The organism is Streptomyces sp. NEAU-sy36, assembly GCF_013423905.1.
GTDB lineage: Bacteria > Actinomycetota > Actinomycetes > Streptomycetales > Streptomycetaceae > Streptomyces > Streptomyces misionensis.
Map to the genome: position 1 here is coordinate 7,963,998 of NZ_CP058977.1, position 13,533 is coordinate 7,977,530.

Annotated in this window: 7 protein-coding genes and 1 tRNA gene; 1 reads left to right on the forward strand and 7 read right to left on the reverse strand. The window is 73.8% G+C overall.

Annotated features, from left to right (window positions below):
- Positions 1–46 precede the first annotated feature (46 nt).
- Complete coding sequence (locus HZZ00_RS35025) at positions 47–1,186, forward strand: site-specific integrase (RefSeq protein WP_257585531.1); 1,140 nt, start codon at positions 47–49, stop codon at positions 1,184–1,186.
- Positions 1,187–1,289: 103 nt separating this feature from the next.
- Here the strand turns inward: HZZ00_RS35025 and HZZ00_RS35030 are convergent.
- The 7 genes from HZZ00_RS35030 to HZZ00_RS35060 form a co-directional block, all read right to left on the reverse strand.
- Positions 1,290–1,363, reverse strand: a tRNA-Thr gene (locus HZZ00_RS35030).
- A 106-nt stretch (positions 1,364–1,469) separates the two neighbouring features.
- Positions 1,470–3,095, reverse strand: a complete 1,626-nt coding sequence (locus HZZ00_RS35035; protein ID WP_180330064.1) for an alpha/beta hydrolase — start codon at positions 3,093–3,095, stop codon at positions 1,470–1,472.
- A 275-nt stretch (positions 3,096–3,370) separates the two neighbouring features.
- A complete protein-coding gene (locus HZZ00_RS35040) occupies positions 3,371–4,576 on the reverse strand; it encodes a DNA polymerase III subunit delta' (RefSeq protein ID WP_180330065.1) in 1,206 nt (401 codons plus the stop codon).
- Between the two features lie 146 nt (positions 4,577–4,722).
- Complete coding sequence (tmk, locus tag HZZ00_RS35045; RefSeq protein ID WP_180330066.1) at positions 4,723–8,016, reverse strand: dTMP kinase; 3,294 nt, start codon at positions 8,014–8,016, stop codon at positions 4,723–4,725.
- 187 nt (positions 8,017–8,203) lie between these two features.
- Positions 8,204–11,035, reverse strand: coding sequence for a type I DNA topoisomerase (topA, locus tag HZZ00_RS35050; RefSeq protein ID WP_180330067.1), 2,832 nt, complete (start codon positions 11,033–11,035; stop codon positions 8,204–8,206).
- A 268-nt stretch (positions 11,036–11,303) separates the two neighbouring features.
- Positions 11,304–11,501 carry a hypothetical protein gene (locus tag HZZ00_RS35055; protein WP_180330068.1) on the reverse strand — a complete coding sequence of 66 codons (198 nt, stop codon included), beginning with the start codon at positions 11,499–11,501 and terminating at the stop codon, positions 11,304–11,306.
- Positions 11,502–11,939: 438 nt separating this feature from the next.
- Positions 11,940–13,460 carry a class I SAM-dependent methyltransferase gene (locus HZZ00_RS35060; RefSeq protein ID WP_180330069.1) on the reverse strand — a complete coding sequence of 507 codons (1,521 nt, stop codon included), beginning with the start codon at positions 13,458–13,460 and terminating at the stop codon, positions 11,940–11,942.
- Positions 13,461–13,533 lie beyond the last annotated feature (73 nt).

Below are 13,533 nucleotides of genomic sequence, written 5' to 3' on the forward strand. Positions count from 1 at the left end.
GGTGTGGATTGAGGACCGCGCGAACCACGCGGACTACCAGGAAGCCATGGAGAAGTGGCAGGCCGCGAAACGCGAGGGCAGTAAGCGGCAGCCTCCGGGCCGGTGGCGGGTGCGGTGGTACGGCCCCGACGGTCTCCCGAAGGCCAAGACGTTCGGCAAGCTGCCGCAGGCCGAAGCGGAAAAGGACACCATCACGGCCCGGCTCGACAAGGGCTCTTACCGGGACCCGAAGTCGGCCAAAGCGCCAGTGAAGGTCGTTGCGGAGGAGTGGTTCGCGTCGAAGCGGAAGATCGGGCGAACGACGAAGCGCGACTACCGCGACCTGCTCGACAACTACGTCATCCCCAAGTGGGGTGACTGGCAGGTCGGCGCGCTCCAGTGGGAGGACGTCAACGCGTGGCTGACCGAGCTGGAAACGAAGCCTGGCAAGGGCGGCCGGCTGCTCGGTGCCGCGCGGATCATCAAGGCGTACCGGGTGCTGTCCATGGTGATGAAGCACGCCGTGTTCTCGAAGCGGATTGCCGTGAGCCCCTGCCACGATCATGAGCTGCCTCGCCCGGACGATGAGGACGAGCACGTCTACCTGACCTACGAGCAGCTGGAGCGCCTGGCGCTGGCTGCGGGCGAGTACCGGCTGCTGATTCTCACGCTCGGGTACTGCGGGATTCGGTGGGCGGAGGCATCAGCGGTGAAGGTGGGCCGGCTGCAGGTGCCGCAGCGGCGCATGCGGATCGTGCAGAACTACACCGACGTGTCCGGCGTGCTCGCGTTGGGGCCGGTGAAGAACCATGAGAAGCGGTCGGTGCCGCTCCCCCGGTCGTTCGCGAACGAGCTTGGAGACCTGGCCAGGGGCCGGAAGGCTGACGATCTGCTCTTCACGGCGCCGGAGGGCGGCCCCCTGCGGTACGCGAACTTCCGGTCGCGAGTGTTCGACCCCGCGGTCAAGGAGGCGGGCTTGGAGGGGCTGGGTATCACGCCGCACAAGCTGCGCCACACGGCTGCTTCGCTCGCCATCGCGGCCGGCGCCGATGTGAAGGTCGTGCAGCTGATGCTCGGCCACAAGGACGCGTCGATGACGCTGAACATCTACGGCCATCTGTTCCCTGACCGCCTGGACGAGGTTGCCGACGCGCTGGACGCGGGGCGGGCGGTCGCATTGGCGATGGCCGATGCGCCGCTCACGTAGATCACCCGCCTGAAACAGGGTGTACGAAATACGTATGAGGCCCGGTCAGTGATCTTGACCGGGCCTCATCGTCTACCGCCGTTGACCAGCGGGTTTATCTCTGAGCCGCTTTCGGGATTCGAACCCGAGACCTACGCATTACGAGTGCGTTGCTCTGGCCATCTGAGCTAAAGCGGCGTGCTGCGTGCACCTAGGGTGCCGTCGCAACGTCGGTAAGTCTACACAGTTTCCGGGAGTGCTTCGTACCGGCCCCGGGCCGCGGGGCCCGGGGCCGGGGCGGGGGTCATGAGCAGCGCTTGCCGTGGGCCGGCGGGGTGCCGTGCAGCAGGTAGGCGTCGATCGCGGAGTCGATGCAGCTGCTGCCCCGGCCGAAGGCGGTGTGGCCGTCGCCGGCGTAGGTGAGGAGGCGGCCCGACGACAGCTGGCGGGACAGGGACTGGGCCCAGCGGTAGGGGGTCGCCGGGTCCCGGGTGGTGCCGACCACGACGATCGGTGCCGCGCCCCGCGCCGGGATGCGGCGCGGCTCGCCCGTGGCCCGGACCGGCCAGTAGGTGCAGTTCAGCGAGGCCCAGGCGAGGCCCTCGCCGAAGACCGGGGACGCCTTCTCGAAGGCCGGCACGTCCTTGGCGAGCTGCTCGGGGCCGGTGAAGGCGGGCGGCAGGTCCAGGCAGTTCACGGCGGCGTTGGCCATCATCAGGTTCGTGTAGTGGCCCGAGGCGTCGCGCTCGTAGTAGCTGTCCGAGAGGGCGAGCAGGCCCTCGCCGTCGTGGTCCTTCATCGCCGAGGTCAGCGCCGCGCGCAGCCGCCCCCAGGCGCCCTGGTCGTACATCGCCGCGATCACACCGGTGGTGGCCAGGGCCTCGCCCAGCTTGCGGTGCGGGTCGCCGGCGGGGACGGGTCGCGCGTCCAGCTCACGGAAGAACGCCTTGAGACGGTCGCCGGCCTGGGCGGGCGTCGTACCGCGGCCGCCGAGCGGGCAGTCCGTCTGCCGTGCGCAGTCCTCGGCGAAGGCCTGGAATGCGGTCTCGAAGCCCGCGGTCTGCTCCAGGTTCACCGTGCGGGAGTCCAGGGCGGGGTCCAGCGCACCGTCCAGGACCACGCGGCCCACCCGGCCCGGGAAGAGGCCGGCGTAGGTCGCCCCGAGGAGGGTGCCGTAGGACGCCCCGACGTAGTTCAGCCTCGGGTCGCCCAGCACCGCGCGCAGGACGTCCATGTCCCGGGCCGCCTCCACGGTGGAGACATGCCGCAGCAGCCGCGCGGAGCGCGCCCCGCAGGCCTGTGCGAACTTCTTGTCCGACGCCACCACCGCGTCGCGTTCCGCCTGGTCGTCGGGGGTCAGGTCGGTCTGCGTGAACGTGTCCATCTGGCGGTCGTCCAGGCATCCGACGGGCTCGCTGCGGGCGACGCCGCGCGGGTCCATGGCGACCATGTCGTAGCGGGCGCGGACCTCGGCGGGGTAGCCGAGACCGGCGTACTGCTGGAGGTAGTCGATCGCCGAACCCCCCGGGCCGCCCGGGTTGACCAGCAGCGAGCCGAGCGGCTTGGCGCCGCCGGTGGCGGTCTTGCGGGCCACCGCGAGCCGTACGTCGCCGGCGGCCGGCCTGTCGTAGTCCAGCGGGGCCTTCATCGTGGCGCACTGGAAGCCGGGGGCGCCGCAGTCACGCCACTTCAGCCGCTGCGTGTAGTACGGCTTCAGCGCCGCGGGTGTCGTGCGCGGCAGCGGGGCCAGGGCGGGCACGTCCGCCGCACCGGTCCGGGGGACCGCCGCCGAGGACGACGCGACCGAGCTGCCGCCGGGTGAGCACGCGGACACCAGGAGGGCCGCGGTCGCGAGGGCGGCGGCCGTGAGGCGGGCCCGGGTGCGGGACGCCGCGCGCCGGCGACGGGAGGGGGAGGACCAGGTGTGCATCTGGCGAGATTAACGCTGTGCGATACAGCGAGTGCGGTGCGTGCGGATTGTCGCCCCGTACGAGGGACGGGCGGCGTCGCCGGCCCACCCCTCGGATGACAGGCGGGCAACCTCGGATGACAGGCGGGCAACTGCGTGGATGAAGGCGGGCGTCGTCGGCCCCGCCCCGTGGACGGCCGCGGCCACCGCCGACACGCCCGCGGGCGGCGCCAAGCGTCTCGGCCGCGGACAGCGCCGGGTGCCGCCGACCCGCCCGCGGACGAGGACGGACGTCGTCAGCCCGCCCGCAGGGCCATCGTCATCGCCTCCACCGCCAGCAGCGGCGGCACATTGCGGTCCAGGGCCTCGCCGCACGCGGCGATCGCCTCGATACGGCGCAGGGTGGACTCCGGCGAGCTGTTCCGGGCCAGCCGCTGCAGCGCGTCCTCGGCGTCCGTGTTGGCGATGGCCACGCGGGAGCCGAGCTGGAGGGCGAGGACGTCGCGGTAGAAGGCGGTGAGGTCGCCGAGGGCCACGTCCAGGCTGTCGCGCTGCGTGCGGGTCCGGCGGCGCTTCTGCATGTCCTCCAGGTCCTTCATCACGCCCGCCGTGCCGCGCGGCAGCCGGCCACCCGGGGCCGCGCCGAGCGCCGACTTCAGCTCCTCGGCCTCCCTGCCGTCCATCTCCTCGGCGAGTTCCTTGGCGTCCTCGGCGGCCGCGTCGACCAGTTCCTGGGCTGCTTTGAGGCAGGCGCCGACCTCGTCCAGCCGCAGCGGGAGCCGCAGGACGGCGGCGCGGCGCTCGCGGGCCGCCGGGTCGGTGGCCAGGCGCCGGGCCCGGTCCACGTGCCCCTGGGTGGCGCGGGCGGCGGCGGCCGCGGCCTCCGGTTCGACGCCGTCACGGCGTACGAGCATGTCGGCGATCGCGTCCACGGACGGGGTGCGCAGGTTCAGGTGGCGGCAGCGGGAGCGGATGGTCGGCAGGACGTCCTCGATGGAGGGGGCGCACAGCAGCCAGACCGTGCGGGGGGCGGGCTCCTCGACGGCCTTGAGGACGGCGTTGGCCGACTTCTCGTTCAGCCGCTCGGCGTCCTCGACCAGGATGATCTGCCAGCGGCCGTTCGCCGGCGCGGTGAAGGACTTGCGGACCGTGTCCCGCATGTCCCTGACCAGGATCTCGGCGCCGACCGCGGCGACGGTGGTGACGTCCGCGTGGGTGCCGAGCAGGGCGGTGTGGCAGCCGTCGCAGAAGCCGCAGCCGGGGGCCCCGCCGAGGGCGCGGTCCGGGCTCACGCACTGGAGGGCCGCGGCGAAGGCCCGCGCGGCCTGGTTGCGGCCCGCGCCGGGCGGGCCGGTGAACAGCCAGGCGTGGGTCATCCTGGACGCCTCGGGCAGCGGCGCGTCGGTCGCCGCGGCGGTGACCTGGGCGTCGGCGTCCCGCGCGGCGGCGTCCAGCACCGCGCACACCTTTTCCTGCCCGACGAGGTCGTCCCACACGCTCACGGGTCACGCCGCCCTTCCGTCACGCTCCACGTTCCGACCTCCATTGTGCGGGTGGGGTCCGACAACGGTGGCGCCCGCCGATGCGGAGCGGCGCCCGTTCCCTGCCGGGCAGGGGACGGGCGCCGCTTCCGGAAGGCGCGTGGGGCTCAGCCCCGGCGGCCCCGGCGGGACCGGTCGTCGTCGTGGTCGTCGTACGAACCCAGCAGTTCGTCGGCCAGGGACGGCAGGTCGTCCAGCGGGGTCTCCTCGGCCCAGTCGGGGCGGGGGCGGCGGCGCGCGGCGCCCTCGGCGCCCGGCTGGGGCATCTCGCGGGTGCGGTCCTCGGAGCCGTCGGGGCCCGCCGCCGGGCGCTCGTCGCGGAAGAAGCCGCGCGGCACCCGGTCCGCCGGGGCGTCATCGCGCACCGGCGGCAGTACGGCGGTCTCCTCCGCGTCCACCCGGGGCAGTACCGCGGTCTCGTCGGCGGCGCCCACCTGGGGCAGCACCGCCGTCTCGTCCGCCGCGCCGGGAACGGCCGCGCCGGGTCCGGCGGCCGGCGGCTGGGGCAGCTCGGCGGTCACCTCGGCGTCGGAGCCGTAGTCCCGGTGGCCGCCCGTGGCCCCGCGGCCGACGGGCCCGTCCTGGTCGGGCGAGACGACCGGCGTGGGCACCGTCTCCTCCGTGCCCGGGCCGGGCGACACCACCGGGGTGGCGACCGTCGACGCGTCCGGGGTCACACCGGGGGCCTTCGGGAGGGGGCTGCCGGGCCTGCGGGCCGCGGCGTCGGCGGCGGCGGCCGCCTCGGCCGCCTGGCGGCGGGCCTGCTCGGCGCGGAGCAGTGCCGCCTCCGCCTTGCGCTGGGCCTCCAGGCGCCGCGCCTCCTCCTCGGCACGTTCCTTGGCCAGCCGGGCCTCCTCCTCGGCACGCAGGCGGGCCTGCCGGGCCTCTTCCTCCGCGCGGACCCGGGCCTCTTCCTCGGCCTGCTTGCGGCGGCGCTCCTCCTCCGCCTTGCGGCGGGCCTCCTCCTCGGCGCGGGCCTTCTCCTCGGCGAGCAGGCGCTGCCGCTCCTCCTCCGCGCGCCGGGCCGCCTCGGCCGCCCGCTGCCGGGCCTCCTCAGCCTGCCGCTCGGCCTCGCGGCGCTGCGCCTCCTCCAGCTCGCGGCGCTTGCGCTCCTCCTCCTCGGCACGCAGCCGGGCCAGCTCCTCCTGGCGCTCGCGCTCCAGGCGCTCCTCCTCGGCCTTGCGGGCGGCTTCCTCCTCGGCCTTGCGGCGCGCCTCCTCCTCGGCCTTGCGGCGCGCCTCCTCGCGGGCCTCGATCTCGGCCTGGGACAGCGGCAGCACGGTGTCGAGCCGGTGCCGGATCACGGTGGTGACGGCCTCGGGCTCCTGGGCGGCGTCGACCACCAGGTAGCGGCCGGGGTCGGAGGCGGCCAGGGTGAGGAAGCCGGCCCGCACGCGCGCGTGGAACTCCGCGGGCTCCGACTCCAGCCGGTCCGGCGCCTCGGTGAACCGCTCGCGGGCGGCCTCCGGGGAGACGTCGAGGAGCACGGTGAGGTGCGGGACGAGCCCGTCGGTCGCCCAGCGGTTGATGCGGGCGATCTCGGTCGGGGACAGATCGCGGCCGGCGCCCTGGTAGGCGACGGACGAGTCGATGTAGCGGTCCGAGATGACGACCGCGCCGCGCTCCAGGGCGGGGCGTACGACGGTGTCGACGTGCTCGGCGCGGTCGGCGGCGTACAGCAGCGCCTCCGCGCGGTGGGACAGGCCCGCCGAGGACACGTCCAGCAGGATCGAGCGCAGCCGCTTGCCGACCGGCGTGGCGCCCGGTTCGCGGGTGAGCACGACCTCGTGCCCCTTGCCGCGGATCCACTCGGCGAGCGCTTCGGCCTGGGTGGACTTGCCCGCGCCGTCGCCGCCTTCGAGGGCGATGAAGAAGCCGTTGGCCGCCGGGGTCTCCACCGGGTCGTCGCCGCCGAGCAGCGCGTCCTTGAGGTCCTGGCGCAGCGGGATGCCGGAACGGTCGTCGACCTTGGCGAGCACCAGCGCGGCCACCGGCAGCAGCAGCGCGCCGACCAGCATCAGCGTGAACGAGGCGCCGCCGTGGGCGAAGACGAAGCGGCCGTTCTCCAGCCGGTGCCGGCCGATCAGCCCGGCGATCACCGGGGCGATCAGCGCGCCGAGCGCTATGCAGACGCGGACCACGGCCTGGAGGTGCTCGGTGACGCGCGCCCGGCGGTAGTCCTCGGTCTCCTGGTCGAGCAGCGCGTGCCCGGTGTTGGCGGCGACGCCCGCGGTGAAGCCGGCGAGGGTGGCGATCAGCAGCACGGTGGTGACGTCCGGGACCAGCCCGGCGGCCAGCAGCGCGATGCCGGTGAAGGCGATGGCCAGGGACAGCAGCCGGCGGCGGGACAGCGAGGGCAGCAGCGCGGGGGCCGTGCGGATGCCGACGGCGACACCGCCGGTCAGGCCCAGCACCAGCAGGCCGAACAGGACCGGGCCGCCGCCCAGGTCGGTGGCGTGCAGCACGCAGACGGAGACGGCCGCGGCGATGGCGCCGGCCACGGCGGCGCAGGCCGGGACGAGCAGCGGGATGGCGCCCGTGCGCCCCTTGTCGACACCGGTGCCGGTGCGCGGGCGGCGCAGGCCCTCCAGCGGGGACCGGGCGCGCGGGGTGCGCGTGTCGGGCAGTTCGAGGAAGGTCAGCAGGGACAGCGAGGCGGCGAACAGACCGGCCGCGACGTACGACGCGAGGGCGGCGTGGTGCTGGTCGAACCAGGGCACGCCGGTGCCCAGCAGGTTGTTCAGCAGGGCGGCCACGACGAGGGCGGCGGCGGCCAGCGGGACGGCGAGGAAGCCGGTGCGCAGCGCGAGGCGGCGCAGCGCGTCCATGTGGTCCGGCAGCGGCCGTACCGTCGCGCCCTCCGGGGGCGGGGCGGGCAGCAGGGCGGGGGCGGCGCTCTCGCGGCACACCGTCCACAGCCGCTCGGCGACGCCGGTGACGAAGGCGGTGACCAGCAGCACGGCCGGCGCGTTCGCCGGGGCCCAGTCGATCCACAGCGGGGCGATGATCAGCAGCACGGCCCGCAGTCCGTCGGCGCCGACCATGGTCCAGCGGCGGTCGAGCGGGCCATCCTGCGCGGTGAGCGTGGTCAGCGGGCCCAGCAGGACCGCGCCGAACAGCAGCGCGGCGAGGCCGCGCGCCGCGAAGACGGTCGCCACTGCGAACGCCACGCCCCGGTAGCCACCGCCGAACGTCCCCTGGTCGATCGCCGCCTGGAGGACGAGGAGGACCAGAACCAGGAGGGCGAGGATGTCGCCGGCGCCGCTCACCAGCTGCGCGCTCCACAGGCGCCGCAACTGCGGTCGGCGCAACAGGGAACGCACGGCGCGCTCGCGGGAGTCCGCGACCAGGGCGTCGTCCGGTTCTGGGGTGTGGGCCGTTGGCTGCTCGGCTCGCGTCATGCGTTCAGCCTATCCGTAGCCGACGACACCACACCTCGCTCTCCTGGCATGCGCACGCCCCGACACCAAAGTGATGCCGGGGCGTGTGCGAGGCGAAACGAGGAAAGCGTCGGCCGTCCGTACCAGGGACCGGTTCCCGGGTGCCAAGGCCACCGGTCCGCCGGTACCGGCGGACCGGCTCCGGGGCTCAGTCCTCCGTGCCGGAAGGCGTCGACTTGGCGGCCGTCGCCTTCTTGGCGGTCGTCTTCTTCGCCGTCGTCTTCTTCGCGGCGCTCGCCGTCTTCTTGGCCGCCGTCTTCTTGGCGGCGGTTTTCTTCGCCGGGGCGGTCTTCTTCGCCGCCGCCTTCTTCGCGGTCTTCTTGGCCGGGGCCTTCGCGCGCTTCTCGGCGAGCAGTTCGAAGCCGCGCTCGGGGGTGATCGTCTCGACGCTGTCGCCGGAGCGCAGGGTCGCGTTGGTCTCCCCGTCGGTGACGTACGGGCCGAAGCGGCCGTCCTTGACCACGACCGGCTTGTTGGAGACCGGGTCCTCGCCCAGCTCCTTCAGCGGCGGCTTGGCGGCGGCGCGCCCACGCTGCTTGGGCTGGGCGTAGATCGCCTGCGCCTCCTCCAGCGTGATCGTGAAGAGCTGGTCCTCGGTCTGGAGCGAGCGCGAGTCCGTGCCCTTCTTCAGGTACGGGCCGTAGCGGCCGTTCTGCGCGGTGATCTCCACGCCGTCGGCGTCGGTGCCGACGACCCGCGGCAGGGACATCAGCTTCAGCGCGTCGTCGAGGGTCACCGTGTCCAGCGACATGGACTTGAAGAGGGAGGCCGTGCGCGGCTTGACCGCGTTCTTGCCGGTCTTCGGGGTGCCCTCGGGGAGCACCTCGGTGACGTACGGGCCGTAGCGGCCGTCCTTGGCCACGATGGTGTGGCCGGACTGCGGGTCGGTGCCCAGCTCGAAGTCCCCGCTCGGCTTGGCCAGCAGTTCCTCGGCCAGCTCGACGGTCAGCTCGTCCGGCGCCAGGTCGGCCGGGATGTCGGCACGCTGGTGCTGCTCGGTGTCCTTCTCGCCGCGCTCGATGTACGGCCCGTAGCGGCCGACGCGCAGCACGATGTCGTTGCCCACCGGGAACGAGGAGACCTCGCGGGCGTCGATCGCGCCCAGGTCGGTCACCAGCTCCTTCAGGCCGCCGAGGTGGTCGCCGTCGCCGTTGCCCGCGTCGGCCGCGGCGCCGGTGACATTGCCCTCGCCGAAGTAGAAGCGCCGCAGCCACGGCACCGCCTTGGCCTCGCCGCGGGCGATGCGGTCGAGGTCGTCCTCCATCTTGGCGGTGAAGTCGTAGTCGACCAGCCGGCCGAAGTGCTTCTCCAGGAGGTTCACGACGGCGAAGGACAGGAAGGACGGCACGAGCGCCGTGCCCTTCTTGAACACGTAGCCGCGGTCCAGGATGGTGCCGATGATCGACGCATAGGTCGACGGGCGGCCGATCTCGCGTTCTTCCAGCTCCTTGACCAGGGAGGCCTCGGTGTAGCGGGCCGGGGGCTTGGTGGCGTGGCCGTCGACCGTGATCTCGTCGGCGGACAGCGCGTCGCCCTCGGCGACCTGCGGCAGCCGGCGCTCGCGGTCGTCCAGCTCGGCGTTGGGGTCGTCGGCGCCCTCGACGTAGGCCTTGAGGAAGCCGTGGAAGGTGATCGTCTTGCCGGAGGCGCTGAACTCCGCGTCCCGGCCGTCGGCGGCGGTGCCGCCGATCTTCACGGTCACGCTGTTGCCGGTCGCGTCCTTCATCTGGGAGGCGACGGTCCGCTTCCAGATCAGCTCGTACAGCTTGAACTGGTCACCGGTGAGGCCGGTCTCCGCGGGCGTGCGGAAACGATCACCCGAGGGGCGGATCGCCTCGTGCGCCTCCTGCGCGTTCTTCACCTTGGCGGCGTAGGTACGCGGCTGCGGGGGCAGGTAGTCGGCGCCGTACAGCTGCGTGACCTGGGCGCGGGCGGCCGCGACGGCGGTCTCGCTCAGCGTCGTGGAGTCCGTACGCATGTACGTGATGTAGCCGTTCTCGTACAGCTTCTGCGCGATCTGCATCGTCGCCTTGGCGCCGAAGCCGAGCTTGCGGCTGGCCTCCTGCTGGAGCGTCGTCGTACGGAACGGCGCGTAGGGCGAGCGGCGGTACGGCTTGGACTCGACGGAGCGCACGGAGAAGCGGGTGTTCTCCAGGGCGGCGGCCAGCCCGCGGGCGGTCGCCTCGTCCAGGTGGAGCGTGTTCGCGCTCTTGAGCTGCCCGAGGGAGTCGAAGTCACGGCCCTGTGCGACACGCCGGCCGTCCACCGTCTGGAGACGGGCGACCAGCGAGGACGGGTCCGAGGGGTCGCCGGCCCGGCCGGTGCCGAAGGTGCCGGTCAGGTCCCAGTACTCGGCGGAGCGGAAGGCGATGCGCTCGCGTTCCCGCTCGACGACGAGCCGGGTCGCGACGGACTGGACACGGCCGGCCGACAGCCGGGGCATGACCTTCTTCCACAGCACCGGGGAGACCTCGTAGCCGTAGAGGCGGTCGAGGATGCGGCGGGTCTCCTGGGCGTCGACCAGCTTCTGGTTGAGCTGGCGCGGGTTGGCGACGGCCGCCCGGATGGCGTCCTTGGTGATCTCGTGGAAGACCATCCGCTTGACCGGGATCTTCGGCTTCAGGACTTCCTGGAGGTGCCAGGCGATGGCCTCGCCCTCGCGGTCCTCATCGGTGGCGAGGAAGAGCTCGTCGGAGTCCTTCAGCAGGTCCTTGAGCTTCTTGACCTGCGCCTTCTTGTCCGCGTTGACGACGTAGACCGGCTGGAAGTCGTGCTCCACGTCCACGCCGAGGCGGCGGACCTCGCCGGTGTACTTCTCGGGCACCTCCGCGGCGCCGTTGGGGAGGTCACGGATGTGCCCGACGCTCGCCTCGACGGTGTAGCCGGGGCCGAGGTAGCCCTTGATCGTCTTCGCCTTGGCAGGCGACTCGACGATGACGAGTCGGCGGCCGCCCTGTGCGGTCTCGCTGGTCGGGGACAACTTCGCTCTTCTCTCCGGTCGACGCTTTGGCCTCCCCAGGCCTTCGTCCCGGGGTCGCGGCGTACTGCTGGCACGTGTGACGCTGCGGAGTGTGACGGTACATCCCGCCCCCGTGTCAAACGGGAAAAGCCCACAACGGCCACTCGAACGGTAACCCGACTACCGGCATTCCTGCCGCCCGGAGTACCGGGTACCCCGCTGCGGCCTGTCCGGAGCGTATTGCTCCTCTTACTCTCGCGGCACGCTCCCGGGAGGACGCACGCCGACGTCAGAGGCGGGTGAGGCAGTAGCCGCCGAGGACCAGCGCGAGGGTTCCGGCGAGGCCCGCGACGGTGGCCGATGCGACCCGGTTCACACCGTCCGCCACCGGCTCCCGGTGCCTGAGCCGTACGCCGGTCCACCCCAGGAGGGCGGCCCCGAACAGGGCGAACACCGCCCCGGCGAAGACCGCAGGTCCGCTTTCCATCCCCGCCCGCCCCCTCTTCCTCCGCCCGGCGCGAGGAGCGTGACACGCCGCGGGGACGCGGGGGAGACCGGCGGGCGACATCGGGGTGAACGACCCCCGGCCACCCCCGGCGCCCCCGAGCGAGGACCGGCCGCCCGGGCCCTCCGCCCCGGAAGACCCGTACTGTTCCGGCCGTTTTGCCGCCGGGTGTGCCGGAGGCATACGACGGGCGCGCGGCGGGAGCGGCGCGCGGGGGCGCCGGGGGTGACCCGCGGGGGCCGGGGCGCCGCGGGCGCGCGCACGGCGGTCCCCCGGCGACGACCGCTCGGCAACGCGCGGGCGTCGCGGCCCGCGGGCCCGGCCCGTCGGCGGGGCGGCCCGCGGGCCCGGCCCGTCGGCGGGGCGGCCCGCGGGCCCGGCCCGTCGGCGGGGCGGGACGAAGCCCCCGCCCCCGTCACCTCACCGCGCCGGCTCCAGGAAGCCCTGCTCGACGAGGAGCCTGATCTGGGCCGGGGTCTGGTCGCGCAGGCGGACGGAGTCCTCGCCCATCAGCTGGGCGATGGCGTCCAGGATGCGGCCGGCGCTCAGGCTGCCGTCGCACACGCCCGCGAAACCGGCGCCGACCGTGTCCACCTTGGTGGCGCGGCGCATGCCGCGGTGCTGGCGCAGGACGACGTGCTCGGGATCCTCCGCGCCGGGCAGCCCGACCTGCTCCTGCACCACCTCGCCGACCAGCCGGAAGTGACTGGCGAGCAGGGCCGCGTCGTCGTGCTCCCGGAGGTAGTCGAGGCGGTCGAAGTGCGCCCGGATGGTGTCCCCGAGGGGCTGCTCGACCGGATGCGGCCACTCCTCCACCGTGATGGAGGGCTCGGCCGCGCCCGTCCTGCGCAGGGTGATCCAGCCGAAGCCGACCGCCCTGACCTTGCGCGCCTCGAACTCGTCGAGCCAGGCGTCGTACCGCGCCTGGTACTCCGCCGGGTCCCCGCGGTGGTCCCCGGCGTCCCTCAGCCACAGCTCGGCGTACTGCGTGACGTCCTGCACCTCGCGCTGCACGATCCAGGCATCGCACCCGCGCGGCACCCATGACCTGAGCCTGTCCTGCCAGTCCTCCCCCGCCACGTGCTGCCAGTTCGCGAGGAACTGCGCGAACCCGCCCTCGTTCAGCCGTTCCCCAGCCTGCTGGACGAGCGAGCGGCACAGGTCGTCCCCGCCCATCCCGCCGTCGCGGTAGGTGAGCCGCGCGCCGGGGGAGATGACGAAGGGCGGGTTGGAGACGATCAGGTCGAACTTCTCGTCGTCCCGGACCGGTTCGAACAGCGAGCCCTCGCGCAGTTCGGCGGCGGGTGCGCCGGAGAGGGCCAGCGTGAGCGCGGTGATGTGCAGCGCGCGCGGATTGAGGTCGGTGGCCGTCACGCGCGTGGCGTGCCGCGAGGCGTGCAGCGCCTGGATGCCGGAGCCGGTGCCGAGGTCCAGCGCGGCGGCGACGGGCGTGCGCACGGTGATGCCGGCCAGCGTGGTGGACGCGCCGCCGACGCCGAGCACGACACCCTCGGCGCGCTGTCCGATGCCGCCCGCGCCACCGACCGCGCACCCGAGGTCGGACACGATGAACCAGTCCTCGCCACCGGGACCGCCGTAGGGCCGCACGTCCACGGTGGCGGCCACCTCGTCGCCGCCCACCCGTGTGAGCCACCCGGCCTCGACGGCCTCCTCGACGGGGAGCACGGCGGCCACCCGCGCCCGCGCCACGGGCTGCTGGAGCAGGAAGAGCCGTACGAGGGTCTCCAGCGGCGTGTCGCCGCGGGTCGCCCTGAGGGCGGGCACGGTCTCGCTGCGGGCCAGCGCCGCGTACGCGGGGGCGCCGAGCAGGTCGAGCAGACCGTCGGCGGTGAAGGAGGCGGCCAGCAGCGCGTCCCGCAGGCGCGCGGTGGTCTCGGGCCGGTCGGCGGCGGGCAGGGAGGCGGGTCCGGAGTCAGTCACGCCCCCATTGTGTCCCGCGCGCCCCGTCGGGGACGGCCTGAGCGCGCCCGGCGGGGGACGGCGCCGGCAGCGG

Bases quoted from the DNA above. Each gene is read 5' to 3' on its own strand.
- HZZ00_RS35025 (WP_257585531.1), top strand. From the start codon at position 47: ATGGAGAAGTGGCAGGCCGCGAAACGCGAGGGCAGTAAGCGGCAGCCT.
- HZZ00_RS35035 (WP_180330064.1), bottom strand. From the start codon at position 3,095: ATGCACACCTGGTCCTCCCCCTCCCGTCGCCGGCGCGCGGCGTCCCGC.
- tmk (WP_180330066.1), bottom strand. From the start codon at position 8,016: ATGACGCGAGCCGAGCAGCCAACGGCCCACACCCCAGAACCGGACGAC.
- HZZ00_RS35055 (WP_180330068.1), bottom strand. From the start codon at position 11,501: ATGGAAAGCGGACCTGCGGTCTTCGCCGGGGCGGTGTTCGCCCTGTTC.